General features: G+C 74.4%; 20 protein-coding genes and 1 pseudogene. 6 read left to right on the forward strand and 15 right to left on the reverse strand.

What is annotated here, in order from left to right; translation table 11 throughout:
* Nucleotides 1-64: 64 nt before the first annotated feature.
* Nucleotides 65-1,717: an AMP-binding protein gene (locus ACIQTO_RS28695; protein ID WP_402393828.1), complete on the reverse strand. Its 1,653-nt coding sequence runs from the start codon at nt 1,715-1,717 to the stop codon at nt 65-67.
* Between the two features lie 124 nt (nt 1,718-1,841).
* On the opposite strand from ACIQTO_RS28695, the gene ACIQTO_RS28700 reads away from it, so the two are divergent.
* Nucleotides 1,842-2,288, forward strand: coding sequence for an SRPBCC family protein (locus ACIQTO_RS28700; RefSeq protein ID WP_402393831.1), 447 nt, complete (start codon nt 1,842-1,844; stop codon nt 2,286-2,288).
* Nucleotides 2,289-2,519: 231 nt separating this feature from the next.
* Nucleotides 2,520-3,677 carry a peptidoglycan recognition family protein gene (locus ACIQTO_RS28705; RefSeq protein WP_402393834.1) on the forward strand — a complete coding sequence of 386 codons (1,158 nt, stop codon included), beginning with the start codon at nt 2,520-2,522 and terminating at the stop codon, nt 3,675-3,677.
* 89 nt (nt 3,678-3,766) lie between these two features.
* On the opposite strand, the pseudogene ACIQTO_RS28710 reads toward ACIQTO_RS28705, so the two are convergent.
* Nucleotides 3,767-4,289, reverse strand: a pseudogene (locus tag ACIQTO_RS28710) (transposase); the annotation flags it as partial.
* An 84-nt stretch (nt 4,290-4,373) separates the two neighbouring features.
* Nucleotides 4,374-4,751 carry a nuclear transport factor 2 family protein gene (locus tag ACIQTO_RS28715; protein ID WP_387895003.1) on the reverse strand — a complete coding sequence of 126 codons (378 nt, stop codon included), beginning with the start codon at nt 4,749-4,751 and terminating at the stop codon, nt 4,374-4,376.
* A 97-nt stretch (nt 4,752-4,848) separates the two neighbouring features.
* Between ACIQTO_RS28715 and ACIQTO_RS28720 the strand changes: the two genes are divergently transcribed.
* Nucleotides 4,849-5,730 (forward strand): NAD-dependent protein deacetylase, encoded by an 882-nt coding sequence (locus tag ACIQTO_RS28720; protein WP_402393838.1) that lies wholly within the window; start codon nt 4,849-4,851, stop codon nt 5,728-5,730.
* Between the two features lie 72 nt (nt 5,731-5,802).
* Here the strand turns inward: ACIQTO_RS28720 and ACIQTO_RS28725 are convergent, their stop codons facing one another.
* Together ACIQTO_RS28725 and ACIQTO_RS28730 are read right to left on the reverse strand one after the other, a co-directional pair.
* Complete coding sequence (locus ACIQTO_RS28725) at nt 5,803-7,188, reverse strand: M20/M25/M40 family metallo-hydrolase (RefSeq protein WP_402393841.1); 1,386 nt, start codon at nt 7,186-7,188, stop codon at nt 5,803-5,805.
* Between the two features lie 204 nt (nt 7,189-7,392).
* Nucleotides 7,393-8,313, reverse strand: a complete 921-nt coding sequence (locus tag ACIQTO_RS28730; RefSeq protein WP_402393844.1) for a glutaminase — start codon at nt 8,311-8,313, stop codon at nt 7,393-7,395.
* A gap of 111 nt (nt 8,314-8,424) precedes the next feature.
* Between ACIQTO_RS28730 and ACIQTO_RS28735 the strand changes: the two genes are divergently transcribed.
* On the forward strand, nt 8,425-9,261 hold the full coding sequence (locus tag ACIQTO_RS28735) for a DUF1963 domain-containing protein (protein ID WP_402393847.1): 837 nt from the start codon (nt 8,425-8,427) through the stop codon (nt 9,259-9,261).
* Nucleotides 9,262-9,294: 33 nt separating this feature from the next.
* On the opposite strand, the gene ACIQTO_RS28740 is transcribed toward ACIQTO_RS28735, so the two are convergent.
* The 8 genes from ACIQTO_RS28740 to ACIQTO_RS28775 form a co-directional block, all read right to left on the reverse strand.
* Nucleotides 9,295-10,302 (reverse strand): LLM class flavin-dependent oxidoreductase, encoded by a 1,008-nt coding sequence (locus ACIQTO_RS28740; protein ID WP_402393849.1) that lies wholly within the window; start codon nt 10,300-10,302, stop codon nt 9,295-9,297.
* A 109-nt stretch (nt 10,303-10,411) separates the two neighbouring features.
* Nucleotides 10,412-11,863, reverse strand: a complete 1,452-nt coding sequence (locus tag ACIQTO_RS28745; protein ID WP_402393852.1) for a GH1 family beta-glucosidase — start codon at nt 11,861-11,863, stop codon at nt 10,412-10,414.
* Between the two features lie 28 nt (nt 11,864-11,891).
* The gene (locus tag ACIQTO_RS28750) at nt 11,892-12,728 is read right to left on the reverse strand and encodes a carbohydrate ABC transporter permease (protein ID WP_402393855.1); all 837 of its coding nucleotides are present in this window, start codon (nt 12,726-12,728) and stop codon (nt 11,892-11,894) included.
* A 5-nt stretch (nt 12,729-12,733) separates the two neighbouring features.
* Nucleotides 12,734-13,678 carry a carbohydrate ABC transporter permease gene (locus ACIQTO_RS28755; protein ID WP_402393857.1) on the reverse strand — a complete coding sequence of 315 codons (945 nt, stop codon included), beginning with the start codon at nt 13,676-13,678 and terminating at the stop codon, nt 12,734-12,736.
* Nucleotides 13,679-13,702: 24 nt separating this feature from the next.
* The gene (locus ACIQTO_RS28760) at nt 13,703-14,989 is read right to left on the reverse strand and encodes an extracellular solute-binding protein (RefSeq protein WP_402393860.1); all 1,287 of its coding nucleotides are present in this window, start codon (nt 14,987-14,989) and stop codon (nt 13,703-13,705) included.
* 264 nt (nt 14,990-15,253) lie between these two features.
* Nucleotides 15,254-16,333, reverse strand: a complete 1,080-nt coding sequence (locus tag ACIQTO_RS28765; RefSeq protein WP_402393862.1) for a LacI family DNA-binding transcriptional regulator — start codon at nt 16,331-16,333, stop codon at nt 15,254-15,256.
* Nucleotides 16,334-16,560: 227 nt separating this feature from the next.
* Nucleotides 16,561-18,030, reverse strand: a complete 1,470-nt coding sequence (locus ACIQTO_RS28770; protein WP_402393864.1) for a glycoside hydrolase family 16 protein — start codon at nt 18,028-18,030, stop codon at nt 16,561-16,563.
* A 75-nt stretch (nt 18,031-18,105) separates the two neighbouring features.
* The gene (locus ACIQTO_RS28775) at nt 18,106-18,306 is read right to left on the reverse strand and encodes a hypothetical protein (RefSeq protein ID WP_402393867.1); all 201 of its coding nucleotides are present in this window, start codon (nt 18,304-18,306) and stop codon (nt 18,106-18,108) included.
* 218 nt (nt 18,307-18,524) lie between these two features.
* On the opposite strand from ACIQTO_RS28775, the gene ACIQTO_RS28780 reads away from it, so the two are divergent.
* Both ACIQTO_RS28780 and ACIQTO_RS28785 read left to right on the forward strand, forming a co-directional pair.
* Complete coding sequence (locus tag ACIQTO_RS28780; RefSeq protein WP_402393869.1) at nt 18,525-18,887, forward strand: DUF1304 domain-containing protein; 363 nt, start codon at nt 18,525-18,527, stop codon at nt 18,885-18,887.
* Nucleotides 18,884-19,438 carry a TetR/AcrR family transcriptional regulator gene (locus ACIQTO_RS28785; protein ID WP_402393872.1) on the forward strand — a complete coding sequence of 185 codons (555 nt, stop codon included), beginning with the start codon at nt 18,884-18,886 and terminating at the stop codon, nt 19,436-19,438. Before ACIQTO_RS28780 ends, ACIQTO_RS28785 begins: the two co-directional genes overlap by 4 nt.
* An 85-nt stretch (nt 19,439-19,523) precedes the next feature.
* Here ACIQTO_RS28785 and ACIQTO_RS28790 read toward each other — a convergent pair whose 3' ends face one another.
* Both ACIQTO_RS28790 and ACIQTO_RS28795 read right to left on the reverse strand, forming a co-directional pair.
* Complete coding sequence (locus tag ACIQTO_RS28790; protein ID WP_402393874.1) at nt 19,524-20,486, reverse strand: JmjC domain-containing protein; 963 nt, start codon at nt 20,484-20,486, stop codon at nt 19,524-19,526.
* 140 nt (nt 20,487-20,626) lie between these two features.
* Nucleotides 20,627-20,815: a hypothetical protein gene (locus ACIQTO_RS28795; RefSeq protein WP_402393877.1), complete on the reverse strand. Its 189-nt coding sequence runs from the start codon at nt 20,813-20,815 to the stop codon at nt 20,627-20,629.
* Between the last annotated feature and the right edge of the window lie 234 nt (nt 20,816-21,049).

The following is a 21,049-nucleotide window of genomic DNA, read 5'->3' on the forward strand; positions in this document are numbered from 1 at the left end:
CGCCGCCCCACACCCCCTCCGACCCGGATCCCGCCCGGCCCGGCCGCCCGGCGCCGGGCGGCCGTCAGCCGTGCCCGGCGCCGGCCGCCTCGGCGAGGCCCAGCAGGACGACGGCCCGCTCACGCATCTCCACCTTGCGGACCTTGCCGGTGACGGTCATCGGGAACTCGTCGACGAGGTGCACGTAGCGCGGGATCTTGAAGTGCGCGATCCGCCCGGCGCAGAACTCCCGCAGCCCCGCGGCCGTCAGTTCGGCGGCTCCGGGGCGCAGCCTGATCCAGGCCATCAGCTCCTCCCCGTACGTCGCGTCGGGGACGCCGATGACCTGGGCGTCGAGGATGTCCGGGTGGGTGTGCAGGAACTCCTCGATCTCACGCGGGTAGATGTTCTCGCCGCCGCGGATGACCATGTCCTTGATCCGGCCGGTGATGCCGAGGTAGCCCTCCTCGTCCATCACCGCCAGGTCGCCGCTGTGCATCCACCCGTCGCCGTCCAGGACTTCGGCGGTGCGGTCGGCCTGCTCCCAGTAGCCGATCATCACCGAGTAGCCGCGGGTGCAGAGTTCACCGGGTGTGCCGCGCGGGACGGTGCGGCCGGTCCGCGGGTCGACGATCTTCACCTCCAGGTGCGGGCCGACCCGGCCGACGGTGGAGACCCGGCGCTCCAGCGGGTCCTCGGCCCGGGTCTGGACGGACACCGGAGAGGTCTCGGTCATGCCGTAGCAGATCGACACGTCCCGCATGCCCATCCGCTCGACGACCTGCTTCATCACCTCGGTGGGGCAGGGCGACCCGGCCATGATCCCGGTGCGCAGGCTGGACAGGTCGTGGTCGGCGAAGGACGGGTCGCTGAGCTCGGCGATGAACATGGTCGGGACGCCGTACAGCGAGGTGCAGCGCTCGGCGGCCACCGCGCGCAGGGTGGCGGCCGGCTCGAACCCGGCGGCCGGGATCACCACGCAGGCCCCGTGCGAGAGGGCGGCGAGGTTGCCCATCACCATGCCGAAGCAGTGGTAGAAGGGCACCGGCACGCAGATCCGGTCGAGTTCGGAGTAGCCGCACAACTCGCCGACGAAGAAGCCGTTGTTGAGGATGTTGCGGTGCGACAGGGTCGCGCCCTTCGGGAAGCCGGTGGTGCCGGAGGTGTACTGGACGTTGATCGGGTCGTCGGGGTCCAGCGCCGCGCCGGCGGCGGCCAGCGGGCCGCGGTCGGCGCGCCCGGCCCGGTCGAGCAGTTCCGCCCAGGCCGGCGAGCCGATCAGCAGGACGTCCTTCAGCGCGGGGCAGCGCGGGGCGGCCCCGGCCAGCATCGCCGCGTAGTCGGAGGTCTTGAACGCCGGCACGGCCACCACCGTGCGGGTGCCCGACTGGCGCAGCACGTACTCCAGTTCGTGCGCGCGGTAGCCGGGGTTGACGGTCACCAGGACGGCGCCGATCCGTGCGGTGGCGTACTGCGTGAAAACCCACTCCGCGCAGTTCGGCGCCCAGATCCCGACCCGGTCGCCGCGGCCGACGCCGAGCGCCAGCAGCCCGAGCGCGACCCGGTCGACCTCCTCGGCCAGCTCCCGGTACGTCCAGCGGCGGCCGGTCGGCAGGTCGACCAGGGCCTCGCGCCCGGGGAAGGCGCGGACGGCGCGGTCGAGGCTCGCGCCGATGGTGTCGTCCAGCAGGGGCGTGGTCGAGGTGCCGGCGTCGTGACTGGGGGACGGGGTGGGCATCGATCGGCTCCTGGACTCGCCCGGACAGCTGGCGAACGAGTCTATGCAAGGCCGCGCCTGACGTCATCACCCGCGCCCGCCTGGGACCATGACGGCACGTCACCCGTCCGTCGAAGGAGAGCCCATGGCAGGCCGGTTCGAGGCCACCGTCCAGATCGACCGGCCCGTCGAGGAGGTGTTCGCCTTCCTCGCCGACGGCCGGAACGACCCGGCGTTCAACCCGCGGGTCCTGGAGATCACCAGGGCGCCGGACGGCCCGACCGCCGTCGGCACCGTGTTCACCAGCACGGTCAAGGACGCCGGCATGAAGACCACACGAAAGATCCGGATCACCGGACTCCAGGCCCCCACCACGCTGCGCTGGACCGAGATCTCGAAGAACCTGGTGACCTCCGCCGAGGGGGGCTACGACCTGACGCCGGTGTCGCCGACCACCACCCGGGTGCGGATCTTCAACACCCTGGAGGGCCACGGCCTGGGCAAGCTCCTGGTGGGCCTCGCCCTCAGTGCCGCCCGCAAGGACGCGCCCGCCTTCGGTCTGCGCATCAAGGCCGCGGCCGAGGCCGCCTGACCCCGGCGGCGGCCCGGAGCAGGGTGGGCAGCAGGGAGCCGGCGGGCCCGGCGCCGGCCGTCCACCCCCCTCCCGACCTGCACTTTCGGGCAAAGATTCCTATGAATCGAACGGATGCACGGGGTCAATTGTGTACATTCGCCCTTGACTGATCTTCTGTCAGCGGGGGCATGGCATCCGGAGCGATTCGTCAGCCCTCCGTTCCCGATCACGCCCGAGACAGGACCACCCATGCCCCACCCGAAGCCCGCCGTCACCCGGCGCACCCTCGTCACCGCGCTGGGCGCCACGGCCGCCGCGCTCGCCGTCACCCCGGCGGCGTCGGCCGCCGCCGCCGGGACCGGCACCGCTGCCGCCGGGACCGGCGCGGCCGGGGCCCGGCCGCTCGCCGCCCGGACCACCCGCGTCCCCGTCACCCGGGCGCAGTCCGCGGCGGGCCGGGAGGCCACCACCGTGCGGGCGGGCTTCCCCATCCGCTACGTCGGCGTCAGCTGGGACGGTCCCGCCCGCGGCGCTGCCATCAGGCTCCACCACGACGGCGCGGCCCCCGGGGCCTGGCAGCCGCTGCCCGGCGGCTGTGCGGGCGGCCCCGACGACGCGGACCGCCCGGGCCGCGTCGCCACGGCGCTGGTCGCCGCCGACGGCGCGCACGGCTACGAGCTGCGCCTGCCCGACGGGGCCGGCAACGTCCGCTCCGCCGCCATCGACACCGTGCACGGGCCGGTCCGCACCGTGGCGATCGCCCCGACGGCGCCCTCCACCTTCTGCGGTGTCGAGTACCTCTCCCGGGCGGCCTGGGGCGCCGACGAGACCAAGCGCTTCAAGAACGGCGTGGAGAACTCCCCCGCGAAGTACTACCCGCTCCAGACCCTGACGGTGCACCACACCGACACCCCGAACGCCGACCCGGACCCGGCGGCCACCGTGCGGGCGATCTACGAGTACCACGCGATCACCAACGACTGGGGCGACATCGGCTACCACTTCCTGATCGACGAGGCCGGGCGGATCTACGAGGGCCGCTGGTCGGGCGACGACGGCATCCCGGCGCACGACGCGTCCGGGAACGTCGTCACCGCCTTCCACACCGCCGGCTTCAACTCGGGCAACCTGGGCATCGCCCTGCTGGGCACCCTCAGCACCCAGGAGCCCACCGCGGCCGCCCGTGCGTCGCTGACCGCGCTGCTCGCCGTGGTGGCCCGCGGGCACAACCTGGACCCCCAGGCGCACGTCACCTTCGTCAACCCGGTCAACGGCGTGACCAAGCCGGTCGAGATGATCAGCGGCCACCGCGACTGGATGGCCACCGACTGCCCCGGCGGCACGATGTACGCCGGCCTGCCGGCCCTGCGCGCCGACGTGGCCGCCCGCGGCACCGGCGGGCACTGACCCGGCGGGCAACGACCCGGCCGGGCCCGGCCACCGGAGGCCGTGCGGGGGGGGCGTCCCCCCCCCGCACGGCCTCCGCCGCGTCGCTAGTGCGCCTCGATCGGGTTGGCCCAGGAGGCGTTGGTCGGGGTGAAGCACGGGCGGACGTTGTTGTGCTCCGCCGAGCGGCGGATCTTCTTGCCGTTGTGGGCGGACAGGTTGTCCAGGATCACGCAGACCGGGGCGCCGTCCGGACGGGCCGTTCGGATCGACCGCGGTGCGGCCAGGGTGTTCGCGGTGCCCTTGCGTCGGCGGTTGATGCCCCACAGGGTGTCGTCGCCGGCCGAGGAGCAGCCGTGGAAGCAGGTGACGCCATGGGTGCGGTGGTAGGTCGCCGGCAGCCGGTCGGGTCGACCCCCGCTCGGCCCGGGCGCCGCCCGCGGTGGGGCGTATGCCGAGCGGGCCGAACTCGTCGAACGCGAACGTCCGGTCGGGGAAGCGCTCCATGACGTGCTCGATCCGGTCGGGTTTGGTGTCCCGTCCCGGATCGGTGGACTCCTTCCACGTCTTCGTCCGCTGAAGGGTGACGCCTCGTCCGGCGAGCAGGCAGCGCAGGGCCTCCCGGCCTGCTCGCCCGCCGCGGAGTCACCTTCCAGCGCACCAGGACTCGGCTGGGCAGACCCGGAGCCCCGAACGGGGCCGGTTCAGGAGAAGGACTCAGGAGGCGGACGGCTCGATCTCCCCCGCGAAGACGATGACCTGGTCGATGAGGTTCCGCCGCAGATGGACGACGTCCGTTCCCGACAGGCGGGGGCCTCCGTCCGGCGTCGTGAAGATCCACTGGTACCGGGCCCACTCGTCCGGCATGTCCACCGCCGAACAGCGCACCATCGTGCCGGTCCCCGCGGGGTGGCGCCGGATGTCCAGCACGAACCGCTCGACCGCCTCGATCCCCTCGGTGCGGCCCAACGGTCCCCAGAAGACCACGTCCGAGGTGAGGGCCCGGGAGAGCAGCGCAGTCACATAGCTGTCGTCCGAGGCGTTGAAGGCCGAGATGAACGTGTCGATCGCGGACTGCGCGGTCTCTTCCTGCATGCGCCATTCATACCAGTTGCCTCGCGGACCGCGCTCGTCCCGTGTGCCGTCTCCCGACCACGGTGAACCATCCCGGTCACAGCACTAGGCTGTGGGCATGCCTGTGGACCCGATGCCCGAGCCGACGGAGGCCGCGGCGAGCGTGCCGCCGGACGAGGGGCTGGCCGGGATCGGCCGGCTGCTGGCCGGCCGGGACGTGGCGGTCCTGACCGGCGCGGGGCTGTCGACCGAGTCCGGTATCCCCGACTACCGCGGCCCCACCGGGAGCCTGCGCCGCCGGACCCCGATGACCTACCAGGAGTTCACGGCGAGCGCGGAGGCCCGGCGCCGGTACTGGGCGCGCAGCCACGCCGGGTGGCGGTCGATCGCCCTGGCCCGTCCCAACGCCGGACACCGGGCGGTCCAGGAGCTGCGCCGGAGCGGCCTGGTGTCGGCGGTGATCACCCAGAACGTGGACGGGCTGCACCACGCGGCCGGCACCCTGGACGCGGTGGAGCTGCACGGCGGCCTCGACCGGGTGGTCTGCCTCGGGTGCGGGCGCGCCAGCACCCGCGCGGACCTCGACCGGCGCCTGCACGAGCTCAACGGCGCGTTCCGGGACGAGAGCTCCCCGAGGAACGCCGACGGGGACGTCGAACTCCCCGACGCGCTGGTGGCCTCCTTCCGGGTCGCGGCCTGCCGGGCGTGCGGCGGGATCCTCAAGCCGGACGTGGTCTTCTTCGGCGAGAGCGTGCCCAAGCCCCGCGTCCGGCACTGCTTCGAGCTGGTCGACGAGGCCCGCGCGCTGCTCGTCCTCGGGTCGTCGCTGGCGGTGATGTCCGGTCTGCGCTTCGTGCGGCACGCCGCGCGGGCCGGGAAGCCCGTCGCGATCCTGAACCAGGGCGCGACGCGCGGGGACGCCTACGCCGCCCTCCGGGTCTCGCTCCCGCTCGGCCGGGCGCTGACGGAGCTGGCGGACCGGCTCGCCGCCGCGCCGTAGGGCGGGAGCCCGGTCTCCCCGGCCGCGCCCGGACCTGACCGGAGGCCGCCGTGACCGGGCACCGCACCCGCGTCAGCAGTGGCGCAGGAAGCGGTCCAGCACACGGGTGCCGAACTCCAGGGCCTCGACCGGGACCCGTTCGTCGACACCGTGGAACAGGGCGGCGAAGTCCAGCCCCGCGGGCAGGCGCAGCGGGGCGAAGCCGAAGGTGCGGATGCCGAGGCGCTGGAACGACTTGGCGTCGGTGGCGGCGGACAGCATGTAGGGCAGCACCCGGGCGCCCGGGTCCTCGGCGGCCAGCGACAGCGTCATGGCCTCGACCAGCCGACCCTCGAAGGCGGTCTCGACGGCCGGCAGGCTGTTCCACTCCTGCTCGATGCCGGGCCCCAGGAGCGCGGCGACCTCGGCCCTGAACGCCTCCTCGCGCCCCGGGAGCACCCGCGCGTCGACCTCCGCGCGGGCGGTGCCCGGCACCACGTTGGCCTTGTACCCGGCATCGAAGCGGGTGGTGTTGGCGGTGTCGCGCAGGCTGGCCCCGATCAGCCGGGACGCGTGCCCGAACCGGGCCAGCGCCGCCTCGGGGTCGTTCTCGTCGAACGGCACCCCGGTGATGTCCGCGACCCCTTCCAGCAGTTCGCGCACGGCGGGGGTGAGGACCAGCGGGAAGCGGTGCGCCTCCAGCCGGGTGACGGCCGCGGCGAGCTTGGCGACCGGGTTGTCGTCGTGCGGCAGCGAGGCGTGACCGGCGGTGCCAAGCGCCCTCAGCCGCAGCCAGACCGCCCCCTTCTCGGCCGTCCCGATCAGGTAGGCACGGGTGGCGTCGGCGAAGGTGACCGAGAATCCGCCGACCTCGCCGACCGCCTCGGTCACGCCCTCGAAGAGCTCCGGCCGGTTGTCGACCAGCCACCGGGCGCCCTGGAAACCGCCCGCCTCCTCGTCCGAGACGAAGGCGAAGACCAGATCGCGCGGCGGCAGGACACCGTCGCGCCGGTGACCGCGGGCCACCGCCAGCATCATCGCCACCATGCCCTTCATGTCCACCGCGCCCCGGCCCCACAGGTAGCCGTCGGCGACCTCCCCGGAGAAGGGGTGGACGCTCCACTCGGCCGGGTCCGCCGGGACGACGTCCAGGTGCCCGTGGATCAGCAGGGCGCCGCGGGCCGGATCCGCCCCGGGCAGCCGGGCGACGACATTGCCCCGCCCCGGCGCGCCGGCCTCCACGTAGGTGAACTCGTAGCCGACCTCGGCCAGTTTGGCCGCCACGTACTCGGCGGCCGGGCGCTCGGTGCCCGCTCCGCCCGCGTCCGCGGTGTTGGTGGTGTCGATCCGGATCAGGTCGCTCGCCAGCGCGACCACCTCGTCCCACGGCCGGAGGGGCGGACGGCCGGGGCCCGCCGGGGCGTCGGCCGGCCCGCCGGTCCCGGGCGGCGGGGAGGGCGGGGTGCTGCGCGGCGTCATGCTGACGTGGTCCTCCCTGCTGGACGGGCGGAGCGGCGGCCCGCTCCCCCCGGTGGCCGGTACCCGTCGATCAGTACCACAGGACCGGCCGGCTCCGGGGGCGGATGCCGGGTTCGCCCGTCGGAGCGGCCGGATCCGCCCGGCCGGCGGCGCGCCGGCCGGGGCGTCACCGCCGGGCGCGCCGCCCCGGCCGGCGCCCGGCCCTCAGAACACGGACCAGCCCGTGGCCGTGGTCAGCGCGTCCAGGGCGGCGACGCCCAGCACCGAGTTCCCGGCCGCGTCCAGGCCCGGGCTCCAGACGCAGACCGTGCCCCGGCCCGGCAGCACCGCCAGCACGCCCCCGCCGACCCCGCTCTTGCCCGGCAGCCCCACCCGGTAGGCGAACTCCCCCGCCGCGTCGTACGTGCCGCAGGTGAGCAGCACCGCGTTGATCCGCTTGGCCTCGCTGCGCGACAGCAGCCGCGAGCCGTCGGCGCGGGTACCGTGCCGGGCCAGGAACAGCCCGGCCAGGGCGAGGTCGCGGCAGCTCGCCTCGATCGCGCAGTGCGCGTAGTAGTGCGCGAGCACGCTGTCGACGGGGTTGCGCAGGTTGCCGTAGCTGGCCATGAAGTGCGCCATCGCGGCGTTGCGGTGGCCGTGCCGCGCCTCGGAGGAGGCGACCGAGTCGTCCACCGCGACGGCCTGGTTGCCGGACTCCGCCCGGAGGAACTCCCGGACCGCGCCAACGGCGTCGCCGGTCAGCTTCAGCAGCCGGTCGGTGACGACCAGCGCGCCGGCGTTGATGAAGGGGTTGCGCGGGATGCCGTTCTCGGACTCCAGCTGGACCAGCGAGTTGAACGGGTTGCCGGACGGTTCGCGCCCGACCCCGCGCCAGAGTTCGTCGCCGCCGTCCGCCAGCGCCAGCGCCAGGGTGAACAGTTTCGACACCGACTGGATCGAGAACGGGTGCTCCCAGTCCCCGGCGCCGAACACCGCGCCGTCGACGGTGGCGATGGCCATCCCGAAGGCCGTCGGGTCGGCCTGCGCGAGGGCGGGGATGTAGTCGGCGGGCCGCCCCCGTTCGGGCGCCTGCCGGGCCGCCTCCATCGCCTGTTCCAGGAGCACCTGGTAGTCCGTGTCGTTCACCCGGCCATTGTCGGCCACCCCGCCGACCTGGGCGGAGCCGGGGGCCGGGTGTCGTCGGGACCCGGGCGGAGCCGGGGGCCGGGTGTCGCCGGGGGGTCCTAGAGTGGCGGCATGACACGTCCCAATCCGGTGACCGCCGAGGACGAGCGGACACTTCGACGGCTGATCGGCGAGGCCGGCCTCGCGCCCTGGGAGGCCGAGTTGACGGGGGTCGCCGAGCACGGCATCGCGCTGGGGCCGCGCCCCGCCGGCTTCGAGGGCCCCGAGCCGTTCTCCCGGTGCGGCGGGGTGCCCGCCGTGCCGCCCGGCTTCGTCTGGCCGGGCACCGGGGCCGGTCCGGACGCGGTGCCGGACTGCTTCGTCGCCCAGATCGACCTGGCGGAGGTCGCGCCGGCGGACGTCAACGGCCTGCTGCCGGACCGCGGCCTGCTCTACTTCTTCTTCCTCGGGCACGACGGCTTCGGCGGCCGCGACCCGGTCACCGTCCTCCACTTCCCGGACCACACCGCCGCCGACACGGCGCCCTACGACGTGGCCGCCGATCCGGCGTTCGCCGATCCCGACGCCGGCTGGGGCGCCCCGCCGTGGGAGTTCACCGGGCCGCCCACCCCGCTGCACGCCGCCGGCAAGGCCCTGGTGGCCAGGGTCGTCCGGTTCCACGACGCGCCGCTCGTCGACCTCCCGGACGAGGCGCTGGAGCGGCTGGCCGCGCTGCCCGCCGCCGCCCTGGACGTCGCGCCGCAGCACGGTGCCTTCATGGTGCTGCTCGGCCCCGACCGGGAGAGCGACCAGTACGTGGTGCCGCCGCACGGCCGCGGCCCGGAGCGCGTGCTGCTCGCCGCGGGGCGCCCGGAGTTCACCGGCTGCCCGCTCTACTACGTCATCCGGGACGAGGACCTGGCCGCCGCCGACTTCGGGGCGGTGCAGGCGGTCACCGTCCAGTACTGACCCGGCCCGGGGACGGGGCTGGGCCGTGCCGGGTCAGACCGGGCGGACCGCCTCGGCGAGCAGGCGGTAGGAGTCGAGCAGCGCCGCGCGGTCGTAGCTGCTGGTGGTCACCAGGAACTCGTCGGCCCCGGTGCGGGCCGTCAGCGCGGCGAGCGCCGCGGCGGCCTGCGGCGGGGTGCCGGCGATGTGCCCGCGCAGCGACTGCTGGTAGGCGGCCCGCTCGCGCGCGGTCATCGGGCGGTTCAGCACCTCCTCGGCGGGGGCGAGCGGCGGGAACTCGCCGTGGGTGCGGGCGTAGGCGCTCGACCAGGCCTCGGCGACCAGCAGCCGCTCGGCCTCCTCGGTCGTCCCGGCGACCGCCACCGTGCCGGAGACCACCACATGGGGGCGGGCCGCCTGCGCGGAGGGCCGGAACCGGGCGCGGTAGCGGTCGATGGCGGCCAGCATCCGCTCCTCCCCGCGGATCGCCCCGATCACCAGCGGCAGCCCGGCCTCGGCGGCGATGTCGGCGCCCGCGCCGGTGGCCAGCACGAAGGCCGGGACGTCCAGGCCCTCGGCGGGGCGGGCGTGAACGTCCCGATGGGTACCCGGCGACCCGTCGAAGTAGCCGAGCAGTTCGGCCAGTTGCCCGGCGAACCGGTCGGCGGCGTCCTTGTCCCGGCCGAGCGCCCGCCGGACGCCGTCGGTGAAGGCCACCGAGCGGCCCAGCCCCATGTCGATCCGGCCGGGGAAGAGCGCGGCGAGCACCCCGAACTGCTCCGCCACGACCAGCGGCTGGTGGTTGGGGAGCATCACGCCGCCCGTCCCGACCCGGATCCGGGTGGTGGCCGCCGCCACCGCCGCCGCGAGCACGGTGGGCGCCGACCCGGCCACCCCGGGCACGCCGTGGTGCTCCGACACCCAGAACCGGTGGTAGCCGAGCCGCTCCGCCTCCTGGGCGAACGCCACCGTGTCCCGCAGGGCCTGCGCCGGCTCCTTCCCCTGTCTCGTCCGGGAACGGTCCAGTACCGAGAGACGGATCGCGGGCGCGGCAGTAGTCACGTGAGCGGCAACGACCGCCGTCCCGGCCGGCATTCCCGGCGCCCCGGCGCGAGGCCCGGCGCCGGGTTCGAGCCGCCCGGTTCGGGCCGCCGGGCTCAGGACGGCGGGCTCAGGACGGCGGGCCGGCCGGGCGGAGCTCGCCGGTGCGGACGACCTCCGCGTACCAGCGGGCGCTGTCCTTGGGCGTGCGGCGCTGGGAGGCGAAGTCCACGTGGACGATGCCGAAGCGCTTGCCGTAGCCGTACGCCCACTCGAAGTTGTCCAGCAGGGACCAGAGGAAGTAGCCGCGCACGGGGGCGCCGGCCGCGATCGCACGGTGAACGGCGGCGAGGTGGGCCCGCAGATAGGCGATCCGCTCGGGGTCGCGCACGGCGCCCGAGGGGTCGCTGTAGTCGTCGTAGGCGGCGCCGTTCTCGGTGATCAGCAGGGGCAGGCCGGGCAGCTCGTCGCGGAGCCGGGTGAGCAGTTCGTACAGGCCGTCGGCGTCGACCGGCCAGCCCATCGCGGTGCGCTCGCCGTCGGCCGGCAGGAAGCGGATGCCGTGGTCGGCGGGCCAGGGGGACCGTTCGCCGCCGTGGCCGTCCTGGCGCGGGGCGGGGGCGGCCGGGTCGTCGGCGGCGACCACCGTCGGGGTGTAGTAGTTGATGCCGAGCGCGTCGAGGGGCCGGGCGATCTCGGCGAGGTCGCCGTCCCGGACGAAGGACCAGTCGGTGACGCCGGCGGTGTCGGCGAGCACGTCGGCCGGGTAGCGGGCGTGGAACACCGGGTCGAGGAAGATCCGGTTGGCCAGGCCGTCGATGCGCCGGGCGGCCTCGCGGTCGGCCGGGTCGTCGGTGCGCGGGCGCACGGCCGCCAGGTTGAGGGTGAGCGAGATCCGGGCCCGGGCCGGGAGTTCGGCGCGCAGCGCGCCGACGGCGAGGCCGTGCGCGAGCAGTAGGTGGTGGTGGGCGGTGAGGGCGGCGGCCGGGTCGCTGCGGCCGGGGGCGTGGACGCCGCTGCCGTAGCCCAGGAAGGCGCTGCACCACGGCTCGTTGAGGGTGGTCCAGGCCTCGACGCGGTCCCCCAGGCGGCCGGCGGCCAGGGCCGCGTACTCGGCGAAGCGCCAGGCGGTGGACCGCTCGGTCCAGCCGCCGCCCGGGGCGTCGCCGCCCTTCGCCGGGGTCTCCAACTCCTGCGGCAGGTCCCAGTGGTAGAGCGTGGCGACCGGGGTGATGCCGCGCTCCAGCAGTCCGTCGACCAGCCGGTCGTAGAAGTCCAGCCCGGCCTTGTTGACCGGCCCGGAGCCGCCGGGCTGGACGCGCGGCCAGGCGATCGAGAACCGGTAGGCGGGCAGCCCGAGTTCGGCCATCAGCGCGATGTCCTCGCGGAACCGGTGGTAGTGGTCGGTCGCGATGTCGCCGGTGTCGCCGTTGCGGACCTTCCCCGGGGTGCGGCTGAAGGTGTCCCAGATGGACGGGGTGCGGCCGTCCTCCCCGGCCGCGCCCTCGATCTGGTAGGCGGCGGTGGCCGCGCCCCAGAGGAAGTCGGCGGGGAACACGAGGGGGTGGGCGTGGTCGGTCATGTCGCCTTCCGGAGGTGTGGGTCGGGGGTCAGCCCTTGACGGCGCCCTGCATGATGCCGCCGACGATCTGGCGGCCGAGCAGGCCGAAGACCAGCAGGACGGGGAGCGTGCCGATCAGGGTGCCGGCCATGACGATCGACTGGTCGGGAACGTACCCCTGGCCCAGCGACTTCAACGCGACCTGCACGGTGGGGTTCTGCGAGCTGAGCGCGACGACCGGCCAGAAGAAGTCGTTCCAGGTGGCCATGAAGGTCAGCATGCCCAGCACCGCCATCCCCGGGCGGGCGGCCGGCAGCACGATCGAACGGAAGATCCGCAGCAGCGAGGCGCCGTCGACCCGGCCGGCCTCGATCAGTTCGTCCGGCAGCGCCTGGACCAGGTACTGCCGCATGAAGAACACCCCGAAGGCCGACACCAGGGAGGGCAGGATCACCGACGGGAGGGTGTTCTGCAGGTCGAGCCGGACGATCACCATGAACAGCGGGATCACGCCGAGCTGCGGCGGGATCATCATGGTGGCGACGGTGACCGCCAGCAGCAGGCCGCGGCCGCGGAAGCGCAGCTTGGCGAAGGCGAACCCGGCCAGCGTCGAGGAGAGCACCACGCCGGCCGTGACGGTGGCCGAGACGATCAGCGAGTTCAGCAGCGCGTCGCCGATCGCGGCCTGCCGCAGGGCCTCGCCGATGTTGTGCAGCAGGTTGGGACCGGGGGTCAGCGCCGGTACGGCCGAGCTGAGTTCGGCGTTGGAGCGGCTGGCGGCCACCAGCGTCCAGTAGAACGGGAACGCGAACACCAGGGTGGCGGCGATCAGCACCCCGTGGACGAGCGGGCCGCCGTGCAGCGGGGAGCGGGGATTCGGTCGCATGCGGGTCACCGGTCCGTACGGTTGCGCCGGGCGGCGATCGCCGCGTTCAGCAGGGCGAGGACGACGATCAGCAGGAACATCACCCAGGCGACCGCGGCCGCGCGCCCGAGGTGGAAGAAGCTCCAGCCCTGCTCGTACAGGTACAGGCCGAGGGTCTGGTACTGGTGGGAGATCCCGCCGCCCGCGTTGCCCTCGTACAGCAGCGGTTCGCCGAACAGCTGGGTGGCGCCGATGGTGGACACGACGACGGTGAAGACGATCGTGGGGCGCAGCCCCGGCACGGTGACGTGCCGGAACTGCTGCCAGCGGGAGGCGCCGTCCACCGCCGCCGACTCGTACAGCTCACCGGCGATGGACTGCATGCCGGCGAGGTAGATCAGCGCGTTGTAGCCCGTCCACCGCCAGGTGACGATGGCCGAGACGCCGAACTGCAAGGCCCAGGTGGAGGCCTGCCAGTCCACCGGGCTCAGGCCCGCCTGGCCCAGCACCCAGTTGATCAGGCCGTAGTCACGCCCGAAGAGCTGGGCGAAGACCAGGGTGGCCGCGGCCACCGAGGTCGCGTACGGCATCAGCATCGCGACCCGGTAGAAGGAGCGGCCGCGCAGCCGGTAGTTGAGCAGGTGGGCCAGGCCGAGGGCCATCAGCAGTTGGGGAACGGTGGAGAGCACCCCGATGGTGAAGGTGTTGCGCAGCGCGTTCCAGAAGAACGGGTCCGCCAGGAGGCGGGTGTAGTTCTGCGGGCCCAGCCAGTCCATCCGGTCGGTGGTCTGCAACTCGACGCGGTGGAGCGAGACGTACGCGGTGTAGAGCAGCGGGAACAGCCCGAAGGCGGCGAACAGGACGAAGAACGGGGCGAGGAACCCGTAGGGCGCGAGCCGGCCGGCGGCCCGGCGGGTACGGGGCTTCGCCGGGCCGGCCGCGGGCAGGCGGGCGGCGGAGGTGACGGCCATCGTGGAGGTCTTCCTGAGTTCTCGTCAGCTGCCGTTGGCCTTGCGGATGTTGTCCAGCGCGTGCTTCCAGGCGACGTCGGGCGCGGTGCCGGTCCGCTCGACCTCGCCGAGGGCGTCGGTGAAGGCCTTGCCGATCACGCCGTCGTCCACCCCGAGCACCTGGGCGGGCATGGCGGCCGCCGACTCGCTGAAGATCCGGCCGATCGGCGCGTCGCTGAAGTACGGGTCGGCCACGTCCTTGATCGCGGCCTGGGCGCCGGTGGACGACGGGAAGGAGCCCTGCTTGGTGAAGAGGGTGGTCTGCTGCTCCTTGGCGGTCAGCCAGGCGATCAGCGCGGCGGCCTCCTTGGGGTGCTTGGACGTCCTGGGGACGGTCAGGTAGGAGCCGCCCCAGTTGCCGGTCCGGCCGGGACCGGGGGCGACGTCCCAGGTGCCCGAACCGGCCTCGCCGGCCTGGCCCTTGATGTAGCCGAGCATCCAGGCGGGGCAGCTGAGGGTGGCGAACTTCCCGGTGCTGAAGGCCTTGTTCCACTCCGGTGTCCACTGCGGGAGCTTCGCGGACAGGCCGTCCGCGACCAGCCGGCCGGCGTCGGCCCAGGCGGTCCTCACGGCCTGGCTGGTGTCGAAGACCGGCTTGCCGCTCTCGTCGGCGTAGCGCACCTTCTGCTGGCCGACCTCGGCGGTGAAGAGACCGGCCGCGCTGTCGGTCCAGACGTTGCCGGCCGCGGCCTTGCCGGCGTACTCCTTGCCGAGGTCCAGATAGCCCTGCCAGGTCGACCAGCGGGCGGCCAGTTCGGTGCGGTCGGTGGGCAGGCCGGCGGCCTTGAACAGGTCGGTGCGGAAGCAGATCGCCTCCGGTCCGATGTCGGTGCCGGCGCCGAGCACCCGGCCGTCGGCGGTCGTCACGGCGGCGCCCTTCCACGGCACCAGTTCGTCGTTGACGGCGCCGAGGCCGAGGGTCCTCAGGTCGGTGAACTTGTCGGCCTGCTTCTGCAGCACGCTCGCCACCCGGCCGACCTCCAGGCCCTGGACGTCGGCCAGGCCGCCACCGCCCGCGAGCTTGGTCTGCAGGGCCTGCCAGTACTGGCCCTCGTCCTGGGTGTCGGTCTGCTTGACGGTGATCCCGGGGTGCAGCTTCATGTACTCCTCGTAGAGGCCGCTCTCCTTGAAGCCGAAGGTGCCGAAGAGGTCGACGGTGATGGTCACCTTGCCGTCGGCGGCGTCGGAGGAGCCGGCGGAGCTGCCGCAGGCGGTGAGCAGGAGGGCGGCGGCGAGGGCGGTGCTGCCGAGCACGGCGGCGGAACGGCGCATGAGGACTCCCTGGCGGGGCGGGTGGGGTGACGTGGCGGACGGCGCGGACGTGCGGGGGCGCGGGGCGACGGGGCGACGGGGGGCGCAGGGCCGGTCTGCATCTGAGAGCGCTCTCTTGAGAGCGCTCTCAGGCGCTGAGAGGAGAGTGCCGCGCGGCGGCGCGGCGGTCAAGGGGTCGAAACCCGAACGTAATCTCGGGGACACCACGAACCGGGCGTTCAGGACCTGAAGGCGACGGCGCGGACCCTCAGGCCCGCGCCGCGCTCAGGCCGAGGCGCGCAGGACCAGCCGGGTCGGGGTGATCACGGAGGTCGGACCGGCGGGCCGCAGGGCCGACGGGAAGACCGCGGCCGGTGCCGCCGACCCCGACCGTCCGCCGGCGCCGGCCAGGCGGCGCAGCAGCAGACCGGCCATCAACCGGCCCATCTCCTCGATGTCCTGGCGCACCGTGGTCAGCGGCGGCGCCGTCCAGGCGGCGATCGACTCGACGTCGTCGAAGCCGACCACGGCGACGTCCTCCGGCACCCGGCGGCCCGCCTCGCGCAACACCCGCAGCGCGCCCGAGGCCATCGCGTCGGAGGCGGCGAACACCGCGTCCAGGTCGGGCCGGCGGGCCAGCAGCTCGGCCATCGCACGGCCGCCGCCGTCGGGGGTGAAGTCGCCCTCGGCGATCAGCGCCGGGTCGCCGTCGGGCAGCACGTCCCGGTAGCCGTCCAGCCGGTCCAGCGAGGAGGTCTGGTCGAGCGGGCCGGTGACGGTGGCGATGACCGTGCGCCCGAGCGACCGGAGATGGCCGACCGCCAGCCGGGCGCCGCCGCGGTTGTCACTGTCGACGTACACCAGGTCGGGGTCGGACTCGGCGCCCGCCCAGCCCGGTCGGCCGCCCACCACGAAGGGCAGCCCGACCTTGCGCGCCATGGCGGGCAGCGGGTCGGGCTGGTGCAGCGAGAACAGCAGCGCGCCGTCCACGTGCCCGCCGGCCAGGTAGCGGCCGACCCGCTCGTAGTCGTGCTGGTCCTCGACCATCATCAGGACCATCTGGTGGTCGGCGGCGGCCAGCTCGCGGCCGATGCCGCGCAGTTGCTGGGCGAAGAACGGGTCGGAGAACAGCCGGCTGCCGGGCTCGGCCACCACGACCGCGACGGCCCGGTTGTGCCGGGTGACCAGCGTCCGGGCGGCCGGGTTCGGCACGTAGCCGAGCTCGTCGACGGCGCGCCGGACCTTCTCCCGCAGGGCCTCGCGGACTCCCTCGCCGCCGTTCACCACCCGCGACGCCGTGGCCCGGGAGACCCCGGCCAGTTCGGCGACCGACTCCAGTGTCGGACGCGGCGTCTGCTCCGGCACCGTGGACTCCTCTCGCGCGGACGCTTCGTCCCCAGAGCCTAGCGGGTCGCCGAACCCGGCGGTGAGAGCGCTCCCAGCCACCCCGTCCGGCACAGCGGCCGGGCCGGGCCGGCGGGGCGGCGGCAGAACCGGCGGGCGGCCGGGCCGGGCCGGCAGGACAGCGGCCGGGCCGGGCACGCCGGAGCGGTGGCGGACGGCACCTGTCCGCCACCGCCCGGCACCCCGCGTCAGGTGGTGCTGAACGTGAACCAGTTGACGTTGACGAAGTCCGCCGGCTGGCCGCTGGTGAACGTCAGGTAGACGTCGTGCTTGCCGGTGGTCGCGGCGATGTTGGCCGGGACGGTCGTCCAGTTCTGCCAGCCCCCGGTGTTGGCGACGGCGAACGAGCCGATCGGGGCGGCGGTCCGGCTGTCCAGCCGGACCTCGACCAGTCCGCTGACACCGCCCGCCGCGCCCGAGGCCACCCTGGCCTTGAACTGCCGGGCCGGGGTGCTCCCGAAGTCGACGCCGGGGTAGAGCGCCCAGTCACCGTTGGCGAGCGCGGCGAGGTCCTGGCCGCCGCCGGTGTCGGTGGTGGCCTCCAGCACGGTCCCGGACTGCCCGCCGTAGGCCTCGGCCTGGAGGGTGCCGTACGCGCTCCCGGTGCCGCCCGGCGGGGTGGTGGTCGGAGGTGTGGTGGTCGGCGGGGTGGTCGTGGGAGGCGTGGTGGTCGGCGGCGTGCTGCCGCCTCCCGAGCGGTAGACCGCGACGTAGTCGACCAGCATCGGGACACCCGAGGCGGTGGCGGCCGTGGGCGTCCGGTAGCCCGCCACCGGGTCGGGGAAGGCGCCGCCCATCGCGACGTTCAGCAGGATGAAGTGCCCGTGCGCGGTGGCCGCGTCCCAGGTGGCGGCGTCCATCTGGGCGGAGGTCACGGAGTGGAACTGCACACCGTCGACGTACCAGCGCAGTTGCTGCGGGCTGACACTGCGGTCCCACTCCAGCGCGTAGGTGTGGAAGTTGCCCTGGCAGGCCGAGCCCGGGCAGGCGTGCACGGCGCCGAGGCCGGTGGTCTCGTTGCACGGGCCGCCGGGGTTCCCGCCGCAGTGCAGCGTGCCCCAGACCTGGTTGACGCCGTTGACGTTCTCCATCAGGTCGAACTCGCCGATGGTCGGCCAGTTCCAGTAGTTGCCGCGGTACGGCGCGCCGAGCGTCCAGAAGGCCGGCCAGTAGCCGGCTGCCGCCGGGCCGGTCACGTTCGGCATCTGGATCCGGGACTCGATGCGCAGCTTCCCGCCGGCGGGCGGCTCGAAGTCGCTGCGGCGGGTCTCGATCCGGCCGGAGGTCCAGGTGCCGTTGGCGTCCCGGATCGGGGTGATGCGCAGGTTCCCGGCGCCGTCCTGGCGGAGGTTGGCGGTGTCGGCGGTGTACGTCTGGACCTCACCGGTGCCCCAGTTGGCGGCGCCGCCGGGGTAGCTGGTGCCGGTGTCGACGATCCAGTCGGCGGCCGCGGGCAGGCTGCCGGCGGCACCCCCGAAGTCGTCGCTCCAGACCGTCGTCCAGCCCGCCGCCGGGGGCGGGACGGCGGCCGTCGCGGTGCCGAGCAGCGCCGCGCAGAGCGCGGTGGCCGCGCCGGCGGCCGTCAGGACGGTGGCCAGCGCGCGGCGTGGGCGGCGTCGGCGGGTGGCGGTGGTTCCGGGTGTGGCGTTTCCGGACACGGTGGTGCACCTCCGTGGGTGGACGGGTGTGGGGGGACGGCGCAGGGGGACGGGCGGGAGGAGCGGTGCCTCGGACTACCAGCCGATGCCGAGGGTCAGCCGGGTGTAGTCGGCGGCCGCCCGCGCTCCGGCCGCCGTCCAGAGGCCGGCGAGCAGCAGGGCGAGCACGGTGAGGACCGCGACCGGGGCGCGGCGGCGCCCGGCCGGGCGGGCGGGGACGCGGGCGGGGACGGGGACGGGCGGCGGGACGGGCGACGGGGACGGGGGTGCCGACATGGGGGATGCCTTCCCTCGGCGATGGGAACACGGCGACGGCCTGAGAGCGCTCTCAGACGTCGACACACTGTCCCGCCCCTCCGGACGACGGTCAAGAGATGAAGCGGTGGAACTTCCTTGTGGAGGCCTTGACTTCACCTCTTGAAGCGAAGCCTGTCGCGGAGTTTCTGGACACATGTCTATTATTGTTGGACAACAGTCCAGAAAGGAGCCCCGGCATGGGCATCGTCGCGAGCACGCTGGTGGGCCTGGTGGCCGCACTGCACGGATACATCCTGGTCCTGGAGATGTTCCTGTGGGAGCGTGCGCCCGGGCGCGGACTCTCCGGCTTCGACCCGGCGATGGCGAAGGCGACCGCGCCGCTGGCCGCCAACCAGGGCCTCTACAACGGCTTCCTGGCCGCCGGCCTGGTCTGGGGCCTGGTCGCGGACGACCCGACCGGCTTCCGCGTCCAGGTCTTCTTCCTCTGCTGCGTGGTGGTCGCGGGCCTGTACGGCGCGGCGACCGCCAACCGCCGGATCCTGTTCGCCCAGGCCCTGCCCGGCGCGCTGGCCCTCACCGCGGTCCTGGTCGCCCGGTGAGCGACGCACGGGCCGACCGCACCCGGGCCCGGCTGCGCACCGCCCTGCTGGCCGAGTACGCCGAGCGCCCGCCCGCCGAGGTCAACGTCGCGGCCGTGGTCCGCCGGGCGGGCGTCGGGCGGGCGACCTTCTACCTCCACTACGAGGACCTGCGGGCGCTCGCGGTGGACGCCTGCGCCGAGGTCGTCCGGGACGGCGTCGACGCCCTGCACGCCTGGCGCGGCACCCCCGATCCGGCCGCGCCACCGCCCGCGCTCGCCGCGTTCCTCGCGGACGTGGAGCGGCACGGCGGGGTCTACCGCTCGCTGCTGCTGCCCGGCGGCACCGGCCCGCTGGGCGACCGCCTGCACCGGGAGCTCCGGGACCGCAGCCGCGCCGAACGTGAGCTGGCCGGCGCGCCGCACGCCGAGCTGGTCGCCACCGCCGTCGCCGCGACCTTCACCGCGCTGCTCGCCGACTGGCTGCACGGCCTCGTACCGGCCACCGCCGAGGAACTCGCCGCCCGCAGCTGGCGCCTGCTGATCTCCCTGCACCGCACCCCGTTCGCCTGAACCGGGCCGCGCCGGGCGGTGCGGGCCACCTGCGCCGCGCGCTGCGGGCCACGCGCACCGCGCCCGAGGGCGCGCGGCCGAACCGTCAGTCCCGCCCCCGGTCCGGCCGCGGGTCCGCGGCCGGCTCCGGGAGGGCGGCGGGCCGGCGCAGCGAGGCCGCCAGGCTGCCCGGCGCCGGCGCCGCCGGGGGCTGCTCGGCCCGGAGCGGGTCCAGCGAGACCCGCGACCAGTCGACGTCCGCCAGGTGCTTCGCCAGCAGGTCGACGCGCTCGCGGTAGAGGGCGGCCGGGTCGAGGTCCGAGAAGGCCGGCGGCAGGACTTCGCGCAGCGGCTCGAACCGCTCCGCCGCCCCGGCCAGCAGGCTGCGCAGGACCCGCTCCCAGGTGACTCCGCGCAGCCCGATCGACAGGTGCAGGGAGGGCTCGTCCGTGGTGTCGCCGACGTGCACGAAGCCGCGCGGCAGGTAGAGGCACTCGCCCTCCGTGAGGACGACGTCGAGCACCGGGTCGCCGACCTCCGACGGGTCCACCGCGCGGGCACGGCTCGGCAGGCGCCGCACGGGGGCGCTCACCCGCCAGCGCTTGGAGCCGTGCAGCTGCCGCAGGAAGATCCCCACCAGGTCGAAGTGCGGGGCCGCGCCGCGGGCCCGGGGCGGCGTCAGGAAGGCGGTGCAGTCGGCCTCGTAGCCGGTCTCGCGGGCCACGTCGGCCGCGAAGCGCGCCACCTCCGGGCTGTGGTTCTGGAGCTCCTCCAGGGTCAGCGTCGCGCCCTCGGCCACCAGGTCGGTGATCCTGGTGCCGTCGGCGAACTTCTCGCGGCTCCTCGGGTTGCTCCCCCGGTTGCGCAGAACGCGCTCCGCCGGGATCAGTTCGCCGTCGCGGAACAGCCGCACCGCCGTCATCGGCAGGCTGCTGTGGATCAGCCGCTCGGCGGTCTCCAGGGAGAACACGTCACCGAAGTCGCCCAGGCCGGTACTGACGAAGGGCTCGCGCTCCCACGCGGTTTCGAGCGTCGGGAGGTCGTCCACGAGCCGGAGCAGACTGTCCACGAAGGCCTCACAGGATGATCGGGTGCCGGGCGGGAAGGCGACGACCGGCCTGCGCGGTTGCACCCGCGCAGGCCGGTCCGGCCTCGTTCCGCCGGGGGCGTCCGGTCCGGCGGCGAGTCGGCCGATGACGAAGCGTCGGGCTACACGCCGGCGGGGCCGTCGGCGGCACTGGCGTTGAACTGGATCCCGCAGCCCGCCAGGTCCTCGTCCTCGTCGCCCACGCTGTGGGCCTGCACCTCTTCGTCCACGCTGGCGTTGAACTGGATGCCGCAGCCCGCCAGGTCCTCGTCGTCGCCGCCCACGCTGTGTGCCTGCACCTCGTCGGACATTCGGATCTCCTCTCGCTCGCGCTCGGACGTCGGCCGACGTCACGCTGCGACGCTAGGAGCCGCCGGTTGAACTCCGGTATGTGCGCGGCTTCCTGGCAGCTTGTCCCGCCCCTCCCGGCTCCCCGATACCGCTGTTCACCAATCGCTCACCACGTCCTTGCCAGACATCCTCTTCTCGGCGAAGCTACCGTCGGAGTACAGACGAGGGCGACCGGCCCCGATCGGGCCGGCCCG

The organism is Kitasatospora sp. NPDC091207, assembly GCF_044768625.1.
In the GTDB taxonomy this organism is placed as follows: domain Bacteria; phylum Actinomycetota; class Actinomycetes; order Streptomycetales; family Streptomycetaceae; genus Kitasatospora.